Source organism: Bacillus haimaensis (genome assembly GCF_048270625.1).
GTDB classification, from domain to species: domain Bacteria; phylum Bacillota; class Bacilli; order Bacillales; family Bacillaceae_I; genus Sutcliffiella_A; species Sutcliffiella_A haimaensis.
In genome coordinates this window covers 23,576-47,709 of the sequence record NZ_CP158164.1, presented here as the reverse complement: position 1 = coordinate 47,709, position 24,134 = coordinate 23,576, and the positions used below count along the sequence as shown (strand labels likewise).

The following is a 24,134-nucleotide window of genomic DNA, read 5'->3' as shown; positions in this document are numbered from 1 at the left end:
GGTTTCGTTTTTTTAGTTATTTTCTTGAGGTTGAGTTTTTACACCCTCTGATTTCGATTTATCAACAAGTACCAGCACTGTTCTTAATAGAATAATGATATCAAACATCAATGAATAGTTACGGATGTAATGTAGATCAAATCTAAGTTTATCTTGAACACCAGTAGTATATTTACCCATGATTTGTGCATAGCCAGTAATACCTGGTTTCACGGAATTACGATATTCGTAAGAGCTGATATCCTTTTTAAACTGCTCAATGAAAAAGCTTCTTTCAGGGCGAGGGCCAACGATAGACATGTCACCCCTAAGAACGTTTAGAATTTGTGGAATTTCATCGATTCTCGTTGCTCTTAAGAAACTACCTATTTTAGTGATGCGAGGATCTTTTTCTTTTGCAAGTGTTGGACCCGTAGAACTTTCTGCATTTTCAACCATCGTACGGAATTTTAGGATGCTAAATTCTTTATTATCTTTGCCAAGACGAGCTTGTTTGAAGAAAATGGAACCTTTCGGGCTCTCCAACTTTATTAATAAGGCACCAAAAATTCCAATAGGTATCAAGAATGGTAGTACCACAATGGATACTACTAAATCAAATGTTCTCTTGATAATCTGTTGATCGATCGACAGACCGAATGGCTTGATGGAGAGTGCCATCGTATCCTCAAATGGCGTAATATCTGATTTAGACAATAATAAGTCATAGAAAGACGGGACCAGATAAAGGTTTTTACTGTTCTTGAAGGAATAGTAAATGATAGAGCTCTTTTTCTCATCCGTATCCTTGGAGCCAATCACAACAGACTCTGCATTTTTAATAGCTTCATATATTTCTTCTATAGGAGAATTGTAGTCTACAAAATGCAAATTAATTTTTGAAGCAAATGTTTCTTCCACTTGATACATAAGTCTTCTTTTATCCTGAGGATTAGAAATAATTAGTACATTCTCAGGATTTGAAGATTTTCTTATATACAAAAAAATAACTTTCCAAATAGTCAGTAGGGCAATTCCAATAATAAATGAAAGTAAAATTACCGAACGTGGTAATCCAAAAGCTCTGAAAAAGAAAGATACTGCCATGGTAGCAATCGTGATTGAGGTGGTACTGACAATGATGCTTCCGAAGTAATCAAACAATCTCTTTCTGCGAGAAGGATTCACTTCAAATACTGACAAGAAAAATACACTGATTAGCATGATCCACGGAAGGACCGAGAAAAAGGAATCCCAGTTACGTGCATCATATGTCTCAGAACGTATATAGAAAGCTAGAAAATACGATATTGTGATCAAAGCAACATCAACAACTATAAAAGCAACTCTCGTTCCTTTTTCATCTAAAATGTTTTTCAAGTTTTAAAACTCCTTTTTTATGGTGTCTGTAAGTGCTACGTAATAATCTATAAGTCTGCATATCTACCTTTTTAGATCAAAAGGAAAATAATAAAAATTTCTATATCATGAATCGTAAACCACAACAAAAACTAGTATACATTTTATAAACAAAAAAAGAAATAACTAGTTGTACCTTTTCACACTAAAAAAACTGGGAATATTTATATGTTTCGTCCGACTTTTCTCCTTGAATTTAAAAATTCATTAATAAAGAGTGACCAAGGAAAATGTGATCACTCTTTTCCTGTGACCTTTTTGTATAGATGCATAAACGGTTTATAGCGAACATTTATGATGCCCACAAGTTCTGCAGTAAATTGGATGATGATAATCAACGTTATAATGATGACGATTCCACCAATAAAGGTAGCTGATTCTAACAGTACTGCACAGACACTGAAGAAAATTCCGAATACATAGATGAGTAACACCGTATTTCTATGTGATATCCCTCTTTCTAAGAGGCGATGGTGAAGATGGCTCTTATCAGGAGCAGAAATGGGTTGTTTATTAAGTATTCTTCTTATAATAGCGAAGGCTGTATCAAATATTGGTACTCCCAGGATGATGATAGGGATAACAAAACTGAAGAGTGTAACGCTTTTATACAGACCCAATAATGAAAAAACCCCGATACAATACCCAAGGAATAAAGCCCCTGTATCGCCCATAAATATCTTGGCAGGATGGAAGTTGTAAAATAAAAATCCTAATGTGCTTGCAAGTACAATTAAGCAAAGTGCAAGAATCAGCTCTTTACCCGCAAGTCCAGCCATTACTGCCAATGTGGCAAAGGCAATTGCTGATATACCCGCAGCTAGACCATCAAGGCCATCAATCAAATTAATGGCATTTGTGATACCAATAATCCAAAGCAGTGTCACCGGTATGGAGAACCATCCTAAATCAAACCTATCGAAAACAAATGGGATTGTTAAAAAATCTATAGTTAGTCCTGAGTATATGACAGTACTCGCGGCTAGAATCTGACCCAAAAGCTTTGTCTTTGCACTCAACTCATACATGTCATCCAAAATGCCTGTAACAATAATTATGATTGCTCCAGCCACGATACCGTATATTCTTTCATCATAAAGGCCAAAAACCAGATACCCCACTGCTACACCGATAAAAATTGCCAATCCTCCAAGCCTTGGCATTATCTTTTGATGCACTTTTCGTTGGTTAGGTTTATCAGTTGCTCCAATTTTATGAGCGAGCTTTATGACCAAAGGAGTAACGAATAGGACAGTAGCAAAGGAAGCCAAAAATGTTAGTAAAAGTTTTATGTCCATTGTTACAACCACCTATCATTTATTTTTCTTATTTTTTACAAACAAATGAAAATGAATGTAAAATTAAATAGCCAATATTTGTTGTAATAAAAGATGAATAAATTCTAGTTCATTGTAGCAAACTTGAATCGACATAATTCTAACAATAACATTATATTTTGATTAAAATTATGACAAGATTTTAATTGAAGCATTCCACTCTTTAAATACCCAATTTGTTAGACGTAAAACACCTTGAAAAGTTTCATTTTTTTAGCATAATAAAGAGGCTCGTCCCCAAAACAAAGATAATTCCTATTTTGGACAGCCTCTTTTCAATTTTTTATAGTCGAGCATTTACGCTTTTACTCTTTTTTTAATGGCGGTATATGCATAATTCACAAAACACCAGCTGGCATAGATCAGGTTCAGCTTTTCAATTTTACGATAGACATACCAGTTTCTTTTTGCTGCCTTTAGCTTGTTACTGGAAATAGAGCCTTCTACTATGCGGTAAATCGACAATGGTTCATGAAATGCGTATGCTCGGTGCCCTTTTTTCAATATGGACAACCAAAGGGCAAAATCTTGTCTTGTACGGATATTCGGCATTCGAACATTTCCAACCTGCTCACGATCAAGAATTACCGTTAAACACCCTATAATTGTATTCTTTAGTAATCCTTTATAGTCGATGCTGTCTGGCATATTTATTGTTTTATCTAAAATTGTGCCATCTTGGTCCATCAGCTCGTAGGGGGTAAAAGTAAATGCATATTGATTTTCCTTCATAAAAGCAAGCTGCTTTTCAAGCTTGGAAGGTTTCCAAAGGTCATCGCTATCCAAAAAGGCTATGTATCTTCCCTCAGCAGCATCAAGAGCTGTATTCCGCGCCACTGCAGCCCCACTATTTTCCTTTAGCTGAATCAATTTAATTCGTTGGTCTTTTCGCATATACTCATTTATAATTTGAATACTTTGATCAGTCGACATATCATCAACTAGTATCATTTCCCAATTTTGATATGTTTGATCCATTACGGATTCGATTGATTTTCCTATATATTTTGCAGCATTATATACGGGGGTAATGACTGAGACTAAAGGTTCATCTGTCTGAATGTTCATCTTCTCTTCCTCCTGCCATCAATGATGCAATCATATTAATAATGTTTACAATAAAATTAAATACATTCCCAATAAATATGCAAATGGCTATCGTAAGGCCGATAGCCATCAAATCTTTGAAAATATCATAAGTCCTTGGGCTAATTTTCAGATAGCAATCGATCTATTTTCCAAATGACTGAAGACTCGACCGCTTTTCTGCCACCGAAAATATTAAAGCTATTCTTTGGGTGATTGAGTAAATATTTCTCGGTTGTAGCATCGACATCATCAGGCCTTACTAATAGTAATGCTTTATTTTGCTTCGCAGACAGTAATCCTCCTGAAAGGGCATCCTTAAAATCTTTTCCGGTAGCAAAGTTATACCCTTCACAATGACAAGGGAAGCTAGTTAAAACCTCAATATTGGTTGCATACCGGTTGGCACCTGATATTCTTTTCGCATCCAAAGAAGCTTCCAGCGCTGTGTTCACAACTGCAGTACCACCAATTATATAACGGTTCTTAAAATCATGATCCAGGATGAACTGTTTTGTTGCATCCGGCACCCAAGATTTTTCTACAAATAAAATGGGTATTCCCTTTGTTGCTGCATAGGCAGATATGGATAATGCATCAGGAAAACTGTTGCCATTTACAACGATGACATCTTCACTTGTTGTGGATAGGAACTTGTTTATCTCTACCGCTGTATCATATCTTGTTTTCCCTGAAATTCTTTCTGTTATCATACCATTAGTGATAAGCTTCTTTTCAACTTCTTTGCTTATTGCCTGTTCTCCTCCTACTACAATAACATGATCGACTCCCATATCCTTCATCGTGGTAATGGATGATTGTGGAAGGTAGTTTTTTTCTGTTAAAAAGATAGGACTGTCTAATTTATAGGCTAAAGGAACAGTAGCTAAGCTGTCTGCGAAATTTTGGTTGCTGGCTAACAAAGCAAACTTTCCCTTTATATTCCTAGTACCATTTGATAATGTTTTTTCTTCCAATGTAGTCCATCCATTAAGTGCCATGGCTACGGAGGTTTCGAGGGAGTTCTTCCCTGATATTCTATTTTTTTGATGATAGTATTGAACTGCTTCCTCGACATTAGCAATGCCATGCTTTACTGGCAAATCATCCTTATACACACTTGACTCTTCAATGATATGTGAGAGTTGGCCAGAGGAAAGTCCAGAATCCATGCTTTTTAGGAAAGCTGCTTGTGAAACGACAATTGGAGAAGCCATACTCGTTCCATCCATGTACTGATATCCTTCAGCAAAAGTGGTTAAATGCGTACTAAATATGTCAACACCAGGGGCTGCTACAGAAACCCAATCCCCATAATTGGAGAAGCTGGCTAGGTTTCTCTGTCCATTAACAGCTCCAACAGAAAGTACACCTGGATAGCCAGCCGGAAATTGCACTTCAGGTGTTGCACTGTTTCCTGCAGCTGCAACTACCAATACATCCTTGGAGATGGCACTTGCAATTGCAGTTTGAACCAAGGTACTTTTATTTGGTCCAGCAATGCTTATGTTGATGATATCAGCGCCGTTGTTTACCGCAAAATCAATCCCCTTTGCTATATCTGAAGCGAAGGCTCCATCTTTGTCGCCAACTTTTATCGGCATGATATTTGCCTCTCTTGCAATAGATGCTATACCAATGCCATTATTTGTTGAAGCACCTACAAGTCCGGATACATGGGTACCATGTCCAATTTCATCTGTTGGCATACTTCCCGGTGACAATACGTTAAAAGGCTTAACAATTCTATCTTTTAAGTCAGGATGCATGTGATCGATACCCGAATCAAGTACAGCAACAGTCGGAGTTGAATTTTGGTTAGAACTATACCATGCATTTTCCACATTTAATATTTCAAAATAATTCGCTTGGTAATGTATTAATGGATCATTTACTGCATAGTAATACTTACTATCCTCTTCCATGTAATCGATGGCAGTATTTCCTTCGAGCTGTTTCTTAATTTTTTCAAAATCCTTCTTCTTAATAACCTTTATCTCCAACTTCTCTTTTTGAGCATAGGATGATTTTTGATTTTCTTTATACTTTACGATAATTCTCATTTTATCATCAGAGTTCGCAAATGCTCCTTCTGTACCTAATGAGAAAAAAACACAAACAAAACTCAATAGAAGAAGTGCTCTGTTTATTTTTATCATGCCATTGTTTCTCCCCGTTGCTCACTTCTAAAGCTTATTTAAAATCAATATCTGTAATTACCCAGCCGTTTCCAGACTTTTTAACGAAAAGGAAAACTTCTATGGAATGATTTTTATCGAACCAGTTCACACGAACTTCTTGATCTTCCAGAGGGACATATTCCGCGCCTTCGATTTCAGAACTCAATGAAAGAAACCGATCAACAAGTCCATCCAATTCGTCTCTCTCTCCAGACCAATAGGCAGTCAATTTGCTGAGAATGGGATCGGAAAAATAATTAGACAAGTAATCCTCTATCTCTTCTTTGGTCATATCTTCTGGATTAGGGTAGTCCTCTGACATGGTTAAGTTATGGAATTTAAACTTAGCGATTTCAATATAAGACATAATATTCTTTTGTTGCCCAATACTTACTTCATCAACTTCTTCTTTTTCTTGGTTATACAAAACTTCCCCACTATCCAAAAAGAAAAAGCCGGAAATAAAAAGAACTCCAAACAGTACAAGCACAATCTTTTTCCAATTATTTTTCACAATTGATTCACCTCAATGAGAGTCATTATTGCATTTTTTATTTCTACATAACCAAAAGATGTGTAGAAGTAACTACACATCTTTCAAAATCAATTAAGTAGCGATGGGACCGCCCATTATTAGACTTGAGCAGCTTTAACTGTTTTCCTACCAATGGAAGCATAGTAGAAGCCTAAATTCTCCATCTTCTCTAAAGAAAACATGTTTCTTCCATCAATTATAATTGGATGACGAAGCTTGGATTTTAGGTCTTGAAGATCCATTTCTTTAAATTCGTTCCAATCAGTTAGAATGATAACAGCATCTGCATCTTGAACCGCTTGTTCGTAAGATTCAACTGTTTGAAGATCTGTAATTTCTTTTTTGGCGTTTTTCATCGCAACAGGATCATAGGCCAGAACCTCTGCTCCGTCACTATGCAGCTTTGGAATGATATCAATGGAAGGCGCTGCTCTCATATCGTCAGTGTTCGGCTTGAATGCCAATCCAAGGATTGCAATACGCTTGCCGCTAATATTTCCATTAAAAGCTTCAACCAATTTGTCATATACACGATATCTTTGTTGCGCATTTACATTTTCGACATCTTTAACAATTTTCAAGTTATACCCTGCGTTCTCAGCGATATTGATTAAGGCATTCGTATCTTTAGGGAAACATGAACCACCATAACCTATGCCGGCAGACAAGAATGCTTTTCCGATTCTGTTATCATGACCCATACCTTCTGCCACTTTTGTAACATCAGCACCAACTAACTCACAAATGTTAGCTATTTCATTAATAAAACTGATTTTTGTTGCCAGGAATGCATTAGCAGCGTATTTAATCATTTCAGCTGTTTCGATATCCGCAATAACCAAATTTGTTTGGAATGGTTCATGAAGTTTTGATAAAACCTCTTTTGCTTTATCTGATTCCACTCCTATTACTGCCCGTTCCATATTCATCGTGTCATAAATGGCAGAGCCTTCACGAAGAAATTCAGGGTTAGAAGCTACATCAAAATTTGAATGACCTGCTTCTTCCGCAATGATTCCTTTAATCCATTTACCTGTTCCAACTGGCACCGTACTCTTTGTGACAATCACTTTATAATCCGTTAGGTTTTTCCCTATTGATCTCGCTACAGCCTCCACAAAGCGAAGGTCCGCTTCCCCAGTTTCTTTTGGTGGTGTCCCCACTGCAATAATTACAACCTCCGCATCGCTCATTGCGGTCTGTAACTCTGTAGTAAAATGCAGTCGGTTTTCTTCGATGTTCTTCAACACTAATTCATCAAGACCTGGCTCATAAATTGGGATTATTCCCTTTTTAAGATTTTCGATCTTATTTTCATCGATATCTACACAAGTTACGTTATTTCCTATATCACTAAAACAAACTCCAGAAACTAGGCCAACATAGCCTGTACCAATTACACAAATATTCATCAATTATCCCTCGCTCGCTATTCTAAATGTTGCGGACTAAATCTTTCAACAGCTTTGAAACAGGATCTCTTAAATCATCCCTCATTAATGCAAATTCAACTTGAGCTTGGATGAATCCGAATTTATTTCCAATATCATATCTTCTTCCTTTGAAATGATACCCATAGACATCTTGAATATTCGTAAGTTCTTGTAGTGCATCCGTTAGCTGAATTTCATTCCCTCTACCTGGTTCAATGGTTTCCAGTATATTTATTATTTCTGGTGTCAGCACATATCTTCCCATTATCGCTAAGTTTGATGGCGCTTCTTCAAGAGGAGGCTTTTCCACTAATGCATTGACTTTGAACAAGTCTTTGCCACTTTCATTCTTATCATAATCGATTACACCGTAGCTAGAAAGATCACTATCCGGCACTTCCTGTACGCCGATTACAGAAGAATTTTTCATTTCAAACTCATTGATTAATTGCTTTAGACAAGGCTCTTCTTTGGAAACAACAATATCATCTCCAAGCATGACTGCGAACGGTTCATTACCAATGAATTTTCTCGCACACCAAATGGCATGTCCCAATCCCTTAGGTTCCTTTTGACGAATATAATGAATATCGGCCATTTCTGAAATCATTTTTATTTCTTCTAATTGTTCATACTTCTCTTTGGCAATTAATGTTTCTTCCAGTTCCAAGGAACGGTCAAAGTGATCTTCTATCGCTCTTTTACCTCTACCGGTCACGATAAGGATTTCTTCAATCCCTGATTGGATTGCTTCTTCAATAATGTACTGAATGGTTGGTCGGTCAACGATTGGAAGCATCTCTTTTGGTTGTGCTTTTGTTGCTGGCAAAAATCTTGTTCCTAAACCCGCTGCTGGAATAATAGCCTTTTTTACTTTCATTTCTTACACCTCAATCAATTATTTTATAGCTGATTTCTTTCCTATTCCTCTTTTCCCTAATTCCATAAAAATAAAAATAATAATGATCATCACCCAAAATCTTGGAGATGCAAAATCAGCACGATACATAGCAGTAATCCCAAGGTGAACCCACAATATTAAGGCGTATAGAAAGTACTTATGTTCATTTCTCTGTCGGAACAAACGATAGAACACAAATACAAACATGCTAATCAGGAAAAGGAATCCGAAAACTCCATGTTCAAACAATAAATCAATATAGATATTATTAGACGTTGCACTTACAGGGCCTTGGTGATACAAAAACTTTGTTTGGTTCAAAAACCAATAACTTCCCGGACCAAAGCCAAAAATACCATTTACAATTGAGTAGTCAAAAAGCCATACAATTGGCATTACGAGCATATACAGGCGACTATGGCGTTGTATATCAAATAAGGTGTCAAATCTGCCAAGGATAGGCTGTAATGCTTGCAATACAAAATCCCATTTGAAAAGGGCTAAAAGCAACAAAGGGATGAGTGCATACAGGGAATATAAGAAAATCTTCTTTTTATTCTCAACCTTGGTAGTCAGTAAAACCACAAAAATAAATGCCATCAACATCATTAAGTTGGCATATCCACTGACTGAAAATGAAAACAATAATACAAACAAGGATGGAATAAGTACTTGCCAGAAGTATTTAGTTTTTTTGCTGTATACTACAAATCCTATTACGATGGCATCAATGAGAAATGGGACAAGATAACTTGGTTCATCTGTTAAAGAAGTCAATCTGAAGTTGAATAGAACATCCGATTTTACACTGTGTACAAACGAACGTGTGTTAAGGTCAAGCATTGGGTATCCGATCATGAAATGAAGGAATTGCCAGACGCCGACAATTACAACAACTAAGATTCCATACAAATAGAATCTTGTAATGGTTAAAAGTGTTTTTTCACTTAAAAAACGAATAAGTTTAAAGAAACTATAAAACAAAACAAAGTACATGGTTAGGTTTATCATTCTAGTTGGCATAGATTGCATAACATAATCAACATATTGAGTAGATAGCATATATGTTAAATTAAAAAAAGCTGCTAAAACGGATAAAACAGCCGGAAGGTATATTGAGCTTAAATAAAATCTCTGTTCCCTATTGAGTTTTTCAAACTTCTCTCTTTCTTTAATATGTAATAGAAATACAAAGAACATCAAGCATGTTGTAAAAAATGTTACTAACACAGAAGATGGGACAGGCGTTAGTTTCTGGTAGATACCTGAAACTGAAAAAGGAGCCAAAAACATAAATAGACCCATAGCTAACAGGATTATTTTATCCTTGTGCTGTTTAGATGCTGTTAATAAATAACCCATTTGATGATACCAATCCTTTACTTTTCTTTTTTCAACTCACCTAATTAGATATAATAACATATGTGCTTCCCAACGTTAAATAGTTTACCCACTTTGCTTTGATTCATTTGATTTATGCGGAAAAAGCTTTATAATATTGCTTGAACATGTCCCGTAACAAATAGTACGTAAATGAAAAAAATCTTCTGGGGGATGACAATGAAGGCTAAACTCTTATGTATCTTATCAATACTATTAATACTCTTAACTGCTTGTGGGGACAATGTCCTCGTAGTCAGAACTCCTTTAGAAGGAGATTATTATGTCCGAAGCAATATAGAAAATCTAGAATGGAAACATTTTTCAGACATGATTTCTTCTGATAGTGGAATTGAAGAAAAAGACTTTGATCAATTAAAGGTGACTTTGGAAACCAACCCTAAAACCAGGTATATCATGGTTGCAGATGAATTATACAGGTTTAATCAAAATGGAAAAATGATTTATTACACCGATTGGGAAAAAGAAGATGGTGAGTATAAATTGGAAAGCTTGGTTTTCCCTGATTATGATACTACTGAAAACATCGAGTAGAAAACGTAACTTTAACGTTTTCTACTCTTTTTATATCGAAACATCTCACCTAGTGAATTCAAATAAAAAGGAATAGGCTTTTCTAAATGATTTAGCTTCTTCAGAAATAATAATGTTAGTAAAGCTATCCCAATTGGTGTATTAAAGATTCGTTTAAACATTGGTCCTTTACTTGCAAAAGCTTTATTATTCAACCTTGTATCCAGACTAGGCTTAGCATGATACACAACCACTTCCGGAACATAGCTTGCCTTGTACCCTTCTTGGTGCATCGTGTAAAGAAAGATGTTTTCTTCGCCGCTCGGGTATTTCGCCCCAAGTCCAAAATCCTCATCGAAGGTCACTTTCTCTTTATCCACGACTGATAAATTGATGAATATTTCAATAGAGGATTTACGAAATAATTCCAGAAACCCAACTTTCTCCCTGGGATCTTTTAGGTATTCTTTATAGTAAACCGCTTTTTCCGGATCATAAATCTGAAAGCAGGCAATGCCAGTCGAATGCTGATCAAAATAGCTTTGAACTTTTTCAAATGCATCAGACTTATACCAGCAATCATCATCAGAAAACGTTACTATGTTTCCTTTTATATATTTGATCCCTACATTTCGCGAAAGGGAAAGACCTTTTTGATCAAGTTTAATATGTTGAATAGGAAAGGAATAGGGTGCAAGTAATTCTTTTACTTTATCATGGTTATCTTGCGAGACTACAATCGCTTCGAAATCTTGCAGCGTTTGACTACTAAGACTTTGAAATAACCTTATCAATTCCTTTTCCCTGGTTCCTAGTGTAGGTATGACAACACTAATCATCTTTATCGCCCTCACCATCTGCATTATTAATGATTGATTTATAAAATTATTTTCGTTTTAACGGCAAAACAGAGATTATTTCTAATAAAAAAGGTGGCAGTAAATATGCTACTGCTTTTGCATTTGGATAATAGTAAAAGCTCTTAAATGAATATTTCAACGAATAGATGTACCTTGTACGATGAACAGCTTTTGATAAATACAAAAAGCGAGACGATTTAAATCTCTTCTTATATTTATCGTCAAAGGCTTCCAACGTATCCTTGTATTTTCCGAATAAATATCTTAATGCCTGGTGATGATTTTCGCTTTTACCACTGATTTGATTCTGAGCATTCTTTGCGATTGTATATCGAACATTGTATTTATTATCATGGGCAATGTTTGTATATTTGCAGCATCTGATCCATAGATCATAGTCCTGCATGGCAAGCAGATTCTCATCAAAACCTCCTGCTTTTTCAAACACTTCTTTTTTCAGAGCAACAGATGAAGTGGTTCCAATATGATTATCTTCAAATATACTCGGATATAGGTTGCCACTTCTAATTGCAGGGATTTTCCGTACAACTTTCTTCCGATTTGTGTTGTATACTACTAATTTACCCGAGTAAACCAAACCTATTTCTGGATTCTTATCAAAGACATCCAATTGACTCCTGATCTTGTCAGGCTCCCATGTATCATCATCATCCAAAAACATGAGGATACTTCCTGTAGCATGACCTGCCCCTAGATTTCTAGCGTAGCAAGCGCCTTTGCTGTTCTCAATTTTACAAACACGTAATTGATAATCCTTGCTTTTAAACCCCTGTAATAATCGTTCTGTTTTTTCATTAGCACCATCAATAACCACAATAACTTCACTCGGCCTCACTATCTGCTCGTTTATACTTTCCAAAGATTGAAGCAAAAGTTCCGCTCTATCGTGTGTAGGGATGATGACAGACACTTTGTTCATATATGCTTTCACCCTAACCCTTCATTTCTTCTAACAGTCTCCAACTAATATCTTTTCGTAATTTCTTATAACATTACTCTTCTCCATTTGACTTAAATGATTACTAACTTCATTTTTATCAAACTCAAAGGGAGATTCCATATACTGTAATATTGCTGAAGCAAGTCCATTTCGGTCTCCTACATCAACCAGTTTACCAAACTCCCCATTTTTAAGTATTTCTTCGGGACCGCACTTGCAATTAGTTGAAACTACAGGTGTTCCAAGATGCAGTGCTTCCACTAATACATTCCCAAAACCTTCCCAGCGTGATGTTAATACAAAAAGGGAAGCTCTTTTAATGAATGTATATGGGTTGGGTGCAAATCCATATAGGTCAACGACATCCTGAAGTTTCAACCTATCGATAATTTCATGCATTTCTTTTTTTATTGACGTCTTCCCGTCCCCCAAAATAATTAAACGTGCATTAGTTCTTTCTGAATGCACCTTTGAGAATGCATATAAAAGAGTTGGATAATCTTTCGCTTCAAAAATCCTTCCAACAGAAACTATCGTAAAAAACTGATCGTTCCCCAACCAGGGATGCGATAACGCCTCCATCGCATTACTTGTAATACTATTATCAATGACCGGGTTATAAATCACATCTATATTACCACTTGGAATCCCTAAAAATTCTCCTGATTCTTCAGCCACGCATTTAGATACTGCTACATATCCTGAAGCATATGGAAATAGCCATCTCATTAATCCAGGATAAATATGATGCATGGTTGTTCTCGGCTTCAAATAAGATTGCTTTAAATTTGTATGAAGACTTATTATATGTCGAGTTTTCACTTTGGCTAATCTTATGGCAGCACTAGCAATAATATTAGCATTATCTAACGCTGAAAGAAGTACATGTGGCTCCTCATGTTTAAGGTAACTACGCAATTTCCATATACTAAAAAATGTTTTTTTGGCACCTAAGTCGACTAAATTTACTTTGGGTGAAACACTTGTCAGTAATTGTCCGTTTTTATTAACTAATACAAGATCAACTCTATAGTCCAATTCTGCAAAACCATTTGCTAATGTTATGATGACTTTTTCAGCTCCGCCAAACGTGAGAACCGGTATAAAGAAAGCAATATGTTTTTTCATTCGCATGATACCTCATATCTTGTGATATTCCACTTCAGTCCCTGGTTCTTCAAGTAAAACACCAGGTTTTCTCTACTAATCAATTACACTTTTATAAGAAAACCAATTCTATTTATACTTCATATATTATACATAAAAGTCCAATTAACTAAAACTCTCTAGTAGAAAATGAAAAGCTGTCCTTAATTGGACAGCTTTCATCATTAATCCAGTATACTTTGCTGAATCATATTTCTTGTGTATTCCGATATCGCGCCAGTACCACCTAGATAGTGAATTTGGGGAATATAATGAATGTTCTCGTTGATAAACCCACTCACCTCATCCGGAAGAGAGTCTTTTTTTGTCAGTAATAATGGAGCCCCCATTTTTGCTGCAAGTACAGAACCTGGCAAAGCATCGATGAACTCTTCTCCTCTAGCAAAGAAAAGATTACGCGGATCCAAATCATACTCGTTGACTATTGCCACACTAGTTGCGTAACGATCAGTCCCTCTCACCCTCTTTACCTCTTTTGTTAATGTTTTCAGCTTTATTTCCACATTTTCTGAAACAGCTTGAGTTCCACCGATGATCGTAACTTTTTCTACATTATGATCATTCAAGTATTTTTGAACACTATTTGGCAGTGAATCATTTCTAGTAAACAAGATTGGTATTTGATTCAAAGCTGCGTATGAAGCGATAGATAATGCATCCGGAGATGTAGAACTGCCTGATGTAAGAATTACTTCTCCTTTTGGTTGAAGTTGTCCAGCTACATCGACAGAAGTATCATATCTGTCACTTCCACTGATTCTTGTCACTTTAGTAGAGTAATTCTGAAGATTGTTGAATGTCTTCTCAGAAATTGCTGACGTTCCACCGAGCACCAGAATTTCCTCGATAGTCACAGATTGCAATAGCGTTTGGACTGAAGCTGGAATTTCATCGGTTTTTACCAGTAGTAGCGGAGCATTATGTTTTTTCGCCAGTACACTACCTGTTAATGCATCTACAGGGTTATCTCCACGACCAATTACCACCGTCTGGAATCCATTTTTCCAACCATACTCTGCAATTCTGACGCTAGTTTCATAACGATCAGAACCTCTTAGACTTGTATTGATTTGATTAAAGATGTAGTTTTCATAGTTTGTATTTTCATAATAAAAGGACAGTATTTCATTATAGGACAATCCTGAATCAGCCATCGCCTTTGCGCCATATTGACTCATCCCGACCCCGTGACCCCATCCTTTTCCTTTGATTTCAAAGACAGCATCTTTAAGAGTAATGGACTCAATAAAATGACTTTTAAATTCATTAATGCCGAACATAGTGCGCAAGTTACTGATAGCCGTGTCCGACGCATGGAAAGAATGGAGCTTTATCTTCCCTTCTTCCATAACAAAACTGCCATCTTTATTTTTCAAGAGGTACTTAATGCTGTAGCTCCCTTGATTTCTTCTTTGACCTGGTGTGAGTGAGTCGGATACTGCAATATTGTCGATATTAGTCAGCTTTATTTCCAGATCTTTTAACGCTGGAATCTTGGTCTTAAGATAGGTTTTAATATTGTTGATAACTTTGGCTTCCGTTGTATCCTTCAAACCCGACTCTTTTGTAACATTCCACCATTCAGCCGGCTTCTCCATGTTCAGGTCTTCTAGGTCAATTTGTTTCTGATTCATTTTTAAACTCCAAGGAAAAGCTGGATCATAAGGGTCTGCTTTAGCTTTTAAATAGTCCAGCTGTGTTCCACCAGGCCATGCACCTATGTTGCTCTCTATATAGCCTCCATTATTCGAGCTGAAAACTGCATCAATTAAGTTTTCCTTATATGTTAACACTTGACCTTTTGTAGCATTGACTGCTTCATTTGTATTCTTATATGATGTTTTATTCAACCATATATAACCATCATATCGCTGGGATCCAACATCATCTGTTATTACTTGGTTAACTCTTTTTAAAGCGTAAGTCCTAGCTGCAACAGCCTGAGCTTTTAGGGCTTCCACATGCCAACTCGGAAACACTTCACTTGGCAACACACCTTTGAGGTAATCCTCCATAGGCAAGGTGTTGATTGGAACAACATTATTATTTTCCAGAGTAAATTTGATATTCCCTAAGTAAGGTCTCCCCTGTAACCTAATGTGATTGTCTTCACCGTATTTGACCGGTTTAATTTCAAATGGCCCTGTAAAACTCTTAATCTTTCTACTATTTTCATATAAATCTATTTGTTGGTTATTTACTTTAACCAGATAGTCATTATCCATGTTTAAAAGGAATGAGTTTTCCCCTACCAGTTGATAGGATCCAACAAAATTAAATGCAATCTCGTTTTTCCCTTTCAGATGATACTTAAGCTTAACTGAAACCTCATTCGGGATTGAAGAAGCTTCTGGTTGATTAAAGCCAGGCACAAAAATAAAACAAGCAACAATTACAGCAATGATTATATTTTTCAATTCTTTTCCCCCCTAATATGCTTTTTTCTCTTATTAATTCTCTACTGTAGCCAATTCAGTTTCTCCTGAATACCCATTCTCCCCGGTCACCTCTAATGACTCCTTGACCAATCCGAGACCTGGTGCATAGTAGCGAGTATAAATAGTATCTGCACCCTCTATTTCATCCGTAATTTTCTGGACTACATAAACATTTTCAAATGTTCCATATGGCACTTCAACTTCAGATTGATTTTCGATAATTTCCCACTCTCCTGTTACAGCATCCTCAAGCGTAATAATCACTTGGGGATTATCCATAGGTGTGAAAGAATCCAGAATGTTCTGTGCTGGATTTTCTACCGAACTTTCCTCAAATACAAGCGTAATTTCATTTTTTGTCCACTTATAAACCTGAAAAGAAGTATTTCCGCCGATAGTAGTTGCCATTTGAATGAAGTCGCCACTTTGAGCGACAACTTTTTCAGAAACAAGAATTTCCACACCATCGGTAAACTTCTTCTCCATTCCTATTTTAGGAAGATAAACTTCAAAGCCTAAAACTTCGGTAGACTCGGTTTCATCTGTCTGACCTTCATCCGAATTTTCTTTGGCAGTATTTTCTTTTTTATCCTCTTTATTATCTTTTTCTTTCTCTTTTATATCGGATGAATCGGCTTCCTGTGTAGCTTGCTCTTGCGTTTTCTTGTTAGTAGCTGTATCAGATGCCATTTCATTTTGCTCTGATTTTGCACATCCAGTAACTACTATCATTATGCAAGATATTGCGAGTAAAAAAATGAACTTTTGCAAATTAATCACCTTTCAAAAGAAAATCGATAAGAAATTTTCCTATCGAGATTCTCTTTTGTTATTTTATTTTTGTACTAATAATTGAAACCTTGCTGTCGTCGACTGCACTTGTTCCCCCAATAACATGGATGTTATTTACACGAGCGTTGTTTGTGTATGCCATAAGGAAAGCTTCCACATTTCTATTTCGAGTATTACCCAATAGAATCAAAGGTGCATTATTTTTAACAGATAAAGGTGCAGATACGAGTGCGTCAGGGAAGTTTTGACCTGTCGATACAAGGATTGTTTCACCTTGCAAGTCTTCAGCGAAGTGCCATAGCAATCTTGCTAAAGTTTCATACCTATCCGTACCTGATAATCTTGTAATACTATTAGCTCCTATAAGTGAATGTTCAACCTTCTCAGAAACAGCGGCTGTACCTCCAACAATAACCACTTCTTTTCCAGCTAGGTAAGGCATAGCCTGTTCGGAAATCCAGCTTTTCTCCGTTAATAGGATACCCCATCCTTTTTTAGCAGCAATCGGTGCACTTGCCAATGCATCTGCAAAATTTTGACCGGATGCTAAAAAGATACCATTCAAATCTCCAAGTTCTCCCAGTATGGCTCTATTCGTTGCATATCTGTCTTTTCCTGAAATACGGGTTACTTTTAATCCTTCAGCAACGAGTAAATCTTCTGCGGATTGGGATACCGCACTATATCCCCCGATAATAACAATATTATTTGCACCTAATCGTTTGATTTCAGCCAAAGAAGCTTCATTCAACATTCCAGGCTTGGTTAATAGTATTGGAGCACTTCCACTTTTAGAGGCAAGAGGGCCAGCTGATAATGCATCTGCAAACTGTTCACCTGTTGCTAAAACTACGGTTTTCTCTTCTTTATCTTCTGCAAAGCCGGTTGGATACATTTTTTTCGATGTTTCAATAGCAGTAATGTATCTATCAGTTCCTCTTAGTCTCTCTATAGCTATCGTTCTGTCAACAGGAACTCCACTGATATTAGTCCAAAGAACCTCTTTTAATCCAATGGAAGTGATTTGTGATTTAGAATAAGATTTAGCAATACTTAACGCGTGGTCATAATCAAGATATTGACCTACCAAAACGCTCCCATTATAAACCTCATACTTTTTGGTAATATAATTGGACCAAACAATATAGCCTGTTTTATCTTGAACTACTCTTGTGCCTGGTTGTTTTTGCGCAAAATTAATTGCTTCTTTTTCTGTGTAAAATTCATTCATCAACCCACTTATTTTATCAAAAACCTTAAATTTATCACTTGAATAGATGATTTCTTGCTTATCTTTATCAAGAACCTTAACAAATTTTGTTTGAGATTTCGCATAGTTTAGTGCATCCTCTCTTTTATCATAGGTTGCCAGTTTCTTATTATTTTGATCATACACCTCAAAGATTTTGAAGTAGTTAATTATCGCAGTGGCCAAACCTTGCGCAGCATTTTGTTGAAATTGTGGAGTTTTAATATATTTTTCTTCATCTCTATTTGTCATAAAACCTAGTTCCACAAGTACTGAAGGCATTTGAGCATTTCTGATTACAAAGAATGCTTGGTTGTTTCGAACCTTTCGATCTAGCATATCGATCCTTTTTAAAGTTTCGTTATGTACGAGATTAGCAAATCTTTTATTCTCATTTACCAACAGTAATTGCATTGGATCTGGCGGATAATCTTCTTCATATTCGTTGATACCATCGTAGTAATATGTCTCAAACCCTTTTACCAATGGTTGTGTAGGATGAGCATTATGATGAATCGACAAGAACAGACTGTTTTCGTTATTGCCCTGAACAAATCCATTTGCCACTTTCATACGTTCCTTTAAATCATCAGCCGATGTAGATGCAAAAGCCTTATCCGAATCACGGGTCATATGCACTTTAATATCACTACTTTTCAAGATTTCCCTCAATCGAAGTGCAACATCCAAATTAGCGTTTTTTTCACAGTAGCCTGTTTGGTTTCCTGTGTAACCACAGGTACCGGAGAATTTACCGCCATGACCTGGATCAATAACGATAACCTTTTCTGCAAAAGAAACAAATGGCGCAATAAAAAACAGGAATAATAGCAAACTAGTAACCTTTAAATAATTCACAATTAAAACTTAACCTCCCAGTAATGAAAAAAATATCGAATCTTGTTATATTATACCATTGTGTCGAAAAATTTTGGCGACCTATTTATAGTGAATTTTTCCCAATTTTTATGTATTTCCTTATTAAAAATTGCTCTATAACACCTAGTCTTTAAAATTCACCTACAAATAAAAAAAGAGTAGGGCAACAATTGTTGCCCTACTCTTCCTTGAAAATTATGGTAAGATACTTTCAATTTCCTTGAATACAGAGTCGCTAACTGCTGATGGTCCTCCAAGAACCGCTACATTTGTTACATTGTTGTCAACAAGGTAGTTTTCAACAGAAGCATCCAAGTCAGATCCTACAAGTAGGATTCCGCTATCAAGCGTAGCTGCTAACGCTGCACCGGATAGTGCATCTGCAAATTGCTTGCCAGTTGCTACAAACATTCCAAGCTCTGTATTAGGCTCGAAATATTCAGCTACTGCAACACTTGTTTCATAACGGTTTGAACCTTTTATTCTATCTGCTCCAGGCAATTTGGAAGCTACTTCATCAGAAACCGCAGCATTTCCACCAATTACAAGGGTATTGGAAGCTTCTAAATCCTTGATTGCTTTGCTTGTAGCAGTTGGAAGTTCGTCTTGTTTTGCCAACAAGATTGGTAATCCGTTCGTTCCTGCATAAGAAGCAACAGATAGTGCGTCAGGGAAGTTCATACCGTTTACTACTACAACAGTATCCGAACCTTCTGGAGCAACTTCATGTGCAATGACAGCTGCAGTGTCAAAACGGGTCTTACCGGATAATCTTTCCACTTCGATTTCACTATTCATTGCCTCGATTTGATCGACAACTTCAGAGCCGATTGCCGCTTCACCACCAAGAATATAAACTTTAGTAGCTCCTAGTCTAGCAATCTCATCCTTTGTCACATCATCCAATTTGTTTGTACGTGATAATAGTATCGGAGCATCATGCATTGCTGCCAACGGAACTCCTGCCAATGCATCAGCAAAATTATCTCCACGAGCCAATACTACTACATCAGATGATTCAAAACCTGCTTGGCTGATCGCTACGGATGTATCATAGCGGTTCGTTTCGCCTTTTAGACGGTACACATCACTTGCTGCACGGTAAACCGTTACTTCTTCCGTAGTTGTATTACCTGCTAGGTCAACAAGTTCTAATTCAAATACGTTTTCACCTGGTTTTAAAGATAATTCAGTAGTAACTTCCTTACTGAATGGAACCATAGCATATCCAGGCATTTCATTGTAGAACACTTCACTTCCGTTAACATAGAATCTTAATTCTTCTGCATTATCGGATAGAAGAGCAGATAGTTCTACCGTTTCAGTATTGCTATTAACTCTTGATGGTACTTCTGCAGATAATTCCGGAGCAGTTGTATCAACAAAAATTGTACGGCTGTTTGTTAAAGAATGCTCGTTTCCTGCTTCATCAACTGCCACTACTTCGATAGGGTTAGCGCCATCTTCAAACGTTACAGTAGTCTCGAATGTGTAAATAGATTTCTCAGCATCCCAAACCAGTTCCGTTTCTTGACCGTTTACACTGAATTCTTTAATTTCAGTATGATCTGTTACTGTTCCTGCCACTTTAATATCGCTCGTATTATGAATAGAGAATGTTTCAGGTGTTGTAACTGTAATGATTGGATTTTCGTTGTCGTTGACACCAGCTACTTTATATTCAGTTGCATTCCCTGCAAGGTCCACAGCCATAACAGTTACAGGTGTTCCTGCCGGCAATGCTTCAGGGAATTCAATTTCAGTTGATTCGCCTTCAACTTCAACGATTCCTTGTGATTCTCCATCAACGAATACCTCTAGATAGGATAATCCTGATCCAGTATCCGCAGCGTCAACTGTTAATACTTTACCATCTACATCAGCTTCCACTGTTGGAGCTGTTGTATCAACGATTACAGGTACATGAAGCTTTTGAGCTTCTTTACCAGGATAGTCGATTGTTGAAGCAATTTCATAATAGTATAAACCATCTTCAACAACTTGCTTGTTCACCGTACCATCCCAAGCAAAATCTGTTTTAATTGTATATTGAGCACCAAGACCACGGTCATAGTAGTGCTTTCTTACATTTTTCTCAGATCTTACTGTACGTAAATGGTTTTTATCCTCATCAAGTACACTGTACTTAACTTCTTTCGCATTTCTTAAGAAGGACAGCATCGGAATAATCTGATCCTGTTCTCCATCACCATTTGGTGAAATTGCGATTCTTTCCAGCTCCTTACCTTCAGTAAATGGATTGAAACCAAGGTAGAAGAAGGAGTCTTCCTTTGTATATAGCATTGCTGCCATCTCATAGAAAGAGTTATGCTCATCGTAAGCCAACTCGTCAAGAACTGGTGCAGCATTCCAATCACCATGGAAACCAACATATGGAACAGATAGTTCCGGTTGAGCTTCGTTGGATAATGTTACGAAACCTTCCACAAAGTATCCGTTAGGGAAAATTGTTTCAGGATCCACATACGCGCTTGCATTTGTATTTAATACTTGGGCTTCGGATACATCGATTGCAACTGTAAACTCAACAGTTTCATTAGCCGGAATTTCCAAAGAGTTATTACCGCCATTGATTGTTACAACGGCACCAGCCAACTCTTGAGCTTCCAATTCATTTGCAGCGTATCCTAACTCACCGAATAATGCTAAGTCAGTCTGAACATTTGCTGCTACATCATAACTTACAGCCTCATCACTGTAGTTAGTTGCTTCTAATGTAAAACTGATCTGATCTTCTACTTCTTTAAGAGCAACTTTTGCCAATCCTGAATTCTTTTCCTTCACTACAACAGGAGTACTTAATGCTGCATGTAGCTGCATTAATCCCGCACCTTGTCGACGTGGGGAATATGGATTGTCAAAGCCAAACATTCTATTAATTGTTCCTTTATCCTTAACAGCAGCTGCAGTGTTCATAAGGATATTTTTTGCCATCTCAACACGTGCTTTTCCATCAAGGTCAAACTCTTCATCAACCCGTTGTAGAACGATTGCTGATCCACCTGCAACGTGTGGAGCTGCCATGGAAGTACCACTCTTCACACCATATTCATTATTTTGAATCGTAGAGTAGATATTTCCTCCTGGAGCAGTGATTTCAGGTTTGAAATCCAGGTTCGGTGTAAGACCCCATGAAGTGAAGTCTGACATTTTACCTGCAGTCGGATTTGGAGCAGTAGTCTCTTCTCCATTAAATGAAAGTGTTACATTCACGCCTGCAGCCACTTGCGCTGCCAATGCTTCTCCATCAACCTTTAACATAAACAATTGAGGAATCTTAATTCCTGGATCTGATGCCATGTTTACATAGCCCTCAGAATGGTTATATACGATAACACCAGCTGCGCCAGCGTCTTGAGCATTGAAAGCTGTATCAGTAAAAGCATTCCCTCGTTTTACAAGAACGAATTTACCTGTGTAGTCACCATCTGCCCAATCAGCCTTCACCCCGGTACCTCCGCCACCAACGTGTACCAAGCTATGAGTTTTTGTCTCAAGGCTATTAGGGTGAACACTACTAGCTGATAGGAATGGGTGAAGTCCCGCTTCCACACCATCATAAGCAGCTTGTGCTGCATCTAAATCCATGAAACTGTTTTCCAATGACGCAACTTGTAAGGAATCATAAGATAATCCAGGAGCACCTACCACACCTACATCAGGGTTTGATGCATAAGGATTCCAGAATCCGTTTCCTAAATGAGCAGAGTTACCAGCAGAAATGGACATTACCACGCCATTTTCCACAGCTCTAGCAATTGCTTTTTGTTCCGGATCTTCAGGAGACACGAAAGAAGCAGTCGAGCCTAAGCTTAGGTTAAGAACGTCTGCACCCAAGATAATCGCATCGTCAATTGCTTTTACATAGATATCTCCCCAAGTAGATGGCATATTTGGATCATTACCAAATACTTTTAAAGCTAATAATTGTGCTTCAGGAGCCACACCTTTAATTCCACCGTTTTCTTCATCTCCATTTGCACCTGCTGTTCCAGCTACGTGCATACCATGGTGGGAAGCATCCGGGCCAAGGTCCAACACTTCCTGATTTTCATCCATATAGTTGTATCCATATGGTACTTTTGCTGTATGGTACTGACCAGGAAGGCCGTTTTCAGAAATGAAAGTTTCCACTTCCGACTTGGATAAAGCCGCTTTGGAGTCATCAGTTAGGACAAAATCCCTGTGATTTGGGTCGATACCGGTGTCGATAATACCTACGATCATGCCTTCACCGTTATAACCGTATTCGTCCCAAGCTTTTTGCGCTTCCACAAGCTCTTTACTGTACTTCATATTCGGCTCTTCTACAGGGCGCTCATATTCAGTAGCAATCGTTACATTTGAAACACCTGTTAATTTTTCAATTTCAGCAATCTTGCCAAATTCGACAACACCACTAAAACCGTTGAATGCTGTAGTAAAGCTTTCTTTGAATTCCACATTCACTCTCTTTGAGCTTAATTGGTCTTTGACTGCTTGTTGTTGATTTAATGCTTTGTTTTGCAGCTCAGTCTTTTTGGATTCAGAAAGGTCTGCATATTTTTTACCTTCTTTAGTCGCATAGGCAATCGCAGGGTCACCTTCAACCTCTACAATTACACGAACTTTATCATCCAGCTGATACTGCTCTTTTTGAGCTTCTTCTTTATTGAATGCAAGTTCGCTAGTGTTAGTCTTGACCGGTTTTGTTCTGTCTGGTGCCTGTAATGGTGAAGCCGCAAGAGCAGCGTTTGAGAACACCATTAAAAAGACCATTAACAATGCTAGAATTTTCTTAACGTTCAATATTTCTCCCCCTATCAAAATAATTACGCATTTTTCGCTTTCTAGTTCTGATAACCTACAAAACTATGTAATGTAAATAATTAACTAGAAAACCACAAACAACCTTACTAGCAATCCCCTCCCATAAGATTGAATATTTTACTATTTTAGTTTAGTCCTAATATACTAAATAGTCAAATAATTACGGGCGTTTTT

Annotated in this window: 16 protein-coding genes; 1 reads left to right on the top strand and 15 read right to left on the bottom strand. The window is 37.1% G+C overall.

Going from position 1 to position 24,134, the window contains the following annotated elements; all coding sequences use genetic code 11:
- Positions 1-12 precede the first annotated feature (12 nt).
- The 8 genes from ABN702_RS00190 to ABN702_RS00155 form a co-directional block, all read right to left on the bottom strand.
- A complete protein-coding gene (locus tag ABN702_RS00190; RefSeq protein ID WP_417898885.1) occupies positions 13-1,359 on the bottom strand; it encodes a sugar transferase in 1,347 nt (448 codons plus the stop codon).
- Between the two features lie 275 nt (positions 1,360-1,634).
- A complete protein-coding gene (locus ABN702_RS00185; RefSeq protein ID WP_417898884.1) occupies positions 1,635-2,696 on the bottom strand; it encodes a glycosyltransferase family 4 protein in 1,062 nt (353 codons plus the stop codon).
- Between the two features lie 336 nt (positions 2,697-3,032).
- Positions 3,033-3,803, bottom strand: a complete 771-nt coding sequence (tuaG, locus tag ABN702_RS00180) for a teichuronic acid biosynthesis protein TuaG (RefSeq protein ID WP_417898883.1) — start codon at positions 3,801-3,803, stop codon at positions 3,033-3,035.
- A 140-nt stretch (positions 3,804-3,943) separates the two neighbouring features.
- Positions 3,944-5,980, bottom strand: coding sequence for a cell wall-binding repeat-containing protein (locus tag ABN702_RS00175; protein ID WP_417898882.1), 2,037 nt, complete (start codon positions 5,978-5,980; stop codon positions 3,944-3,946).
- Positions 5,981-6,014: 34 nt separating this feature from the next.
- Positions 6,015-6,515, bottom strand: coding sequence for a hypothetical protein (locus tag ABN702_RS00170; RefSeq protein WP_417898881.1), 501 nt, complete (start codon positions 6,513-6,515; stop codon positions 6,015-6,017).
- Positions 6,516-6,634: 119 nt separating this feature from the next.
- Positions 6,635-7,948: a UDP-glucose dehydrogenase family protein gene (locus ABN702_RS00165; RefSeq protein ID WP_417898880.1), complete on the bottom strand. Its 1,314-nt coding sequence runs from the start codon at positions 7,946-7,948 to the stop codon at positions 6,635-6,637.
- Between the two features lie 22 nt (positions 7,949-7,970).
- Positions 7,971-8,849, bottom strand: coding sequence for a UTP--glucose-1-phosphate uridylyltransferase GalU (galU, locus tag ABN702_RS00160; RefSeq protein WP_417898879.1), 879 nt, complete (start codon positions 8,847-8,849; stop codon positions 7,971-7,973).
- Positions 8,850-8,867: 18 nt separating this feature from the next.
- Positions 8,868-10,232 carry an O-antigen ligase family protein gene (locus tag ABN702_RS00155; RefSeq protein WP_417898878.1) on the bottom strand — a complete coding sequence of 455 codons (1,365 nt, stop codon included), beginning with the start codon at positions 10,230-10,232 and terminating at the stop codon, positions 8,868-8,870.
- Positions 10,233-10,430: 198 nt separating this feature from the next.
- Here ABN702_RS00155 and ABN702_RS00150 point away from each other — a divergent pair, with 198 nt between their 5' ends.
- Positions 10,431-10,805, top strand: coding sequence for a hypothetical protein (locus tag ABN702_RS00150; RefSeq protein ID WP_417898877.1), 375 nt, complete (start codon positions 10,431-10,433; stop codon positions 10,803-10,805).
- 11 nt (positions 10,806-10,816) lie between these two features.
- Here the strand turns inward: ABN702_RS00150 and ABN702_RS00145 are convergent, their stop codons facing one another.
- From ABN702_RS00145 to ABN702_RS00115, 7 genes are all read right to left on the bottom strand, one after another.
- Positions 10,817-11,623 (bottom strand): glycosyltransferase family 2 protein, encoded by an 807-nt coding sequence (locus ABN702_RS00145; protein ID WP_417898876.1) that lies wholly within the window; start codon positions 11,621-11,623, stop codon positions 10,817-10,819.
- Between the two features lie 46 nt (positions 11,624-11,669).
- Positions 11,670-12,584, bottom strand: coding sequence for a glycosyltransferase family 2 protein (locus tag ABN702_RS00140; RefSeq protein WP_417898875.1), 915 nt, complete (start codon positions 12,582-12,584; stop codon positions 11,670-11,672).
- Between the two features lie 30 nt (positions 12,585-12,614).
- Positions 12,615-13,733 (bottom strand): glycosyltransferase, encoded by a 1,119-nt coding sequence (locus tag ABN702_RS00135; RefSeq protein ID WP_417898874.1) that lies wholly within the window; start codon positions 13,731-13,733, stop codon positions 12,615-12,617.
- A gap of 203 nt (positions 13,734-13,936) precedes the next feature.
- Positions 13,937-16,189 (bottom strand): SpoIID/LytB domain-containing protein, encoded by a 2,253-nt coding sequence (locus ABN702_RS00130; RefSeq protein WP_417898873.1) that lies wholly within the window; start codon positions 16,187-16,189, stop codon positions 13,937-13,939.
- Between the two features lie 33 nt (positions 16,190-16,222).
- Complete coding sequence (locus ABN702_RS00125) at positions 16,223-16,981, bottom strand: hypothetical protein (RefSeq protein WP_417898872.1); 759 nt, start codon at positions 16,979-16,981, stop codon at positions 16,223-16,225.
- A gap of 58 nt (positions 16,982-17,039) precedes the next feature.
- Positions 17,040-19,109 (bottom strand): cell wall-binding repeat-containing protein, encoded by a 2,070-nt coding sequence (locus ABN702_RS00120; RefSeq protein ID WP_417898871.1) that lies wholly within the window; start codon positions 19,107-19,109, stop codon positions 17,040-17,042.
- A gap of 216 nt (positions 19,110-19,325) precedes the next feature.
- On the bottom strand, positions 19,326-23,939 hold the full coding sequence (locus ABN702_RS00115; protein ID WP_417898870.1) for a cell wall-binding repeat-containing protein: 4,614 nt from the start codon (positions 23,937-23,939) through the stop codon (positions 19,326-19,328).
- Positions 23,940-24,134 lie beyond the last annotated feature (195 nt).

Bases quoted from the DNA above. Each gene is read 5' to 3' on its own strand.
- galU (WP_417898879.1), bottom strand. From the start codon at position 8,849: ATGAAAGTAAAAAAGGCTATTATTCCAGCAGCGGGTTTAGGAACAAGA.
- ABN702_RS00145 (WP_417898876.1), bottom strand. From the start codon at position 11,623: ATGATTAGTGTTGTCATACCTACACTAGGAACCAGGGAAAAGGAATTG.
- ABN702_RS00135 (WP_417898874.1), bottom strand. From the start codon at position 13,733: ATGAAAAAACATATTGCTTTCTTTATACCGGTTCTCACGTTTGGCGGA.
- tuaG (WP_417898883.1), bottom strand. From the start codon at position 3,803: ATGAACATTCAGACAGATGAACCTTTAGTCTCAGTCATTACCCCCGTA.
- ABN702_RS00185 (WP_417898884.1), bottom strand. From the start codon at position 2,696: ATGGACATAAAACTTTTACTAACATTTTTGGCTTCCTTTGCTACTGTC.
- ABN702_RS00150 (WP_417898877.1), top strand. From the start codon at position 10,431: ATGAAGGCTAAACTCTTATGTATCTTATCAATACTATTAATACTCTTA.
- ABN702_RS00165 (WP_417898880.1), bottom strand. From the start codon at position 7,948: ATGAATATTTGTGTAATTGGTACAGGCTATGTTGGCCTAGTTTCTGGA.
- ABN702_RS00175 (WP_417898882.1), bottom strand. From the start codon at position 5,980: ATGATAAAAATAAACAGAGCACTTCTTCTATTGAGTTTTGTTTGTGTT.
- ABN702_RS00155 (WP_417898878.1), bottom strand. From the start codon at position 10,232: ATGGGTTATTTATTAACAGCATCTAAACAGCACAAGGATAAAATAATC.
- ABN702_RS00140 (WP_417898875.1), bottom strand. From the start codon at position 12,584: ATGAACAAAGTGTCTGTCATCATCCCTACACACGATAGAGCGGAACTT.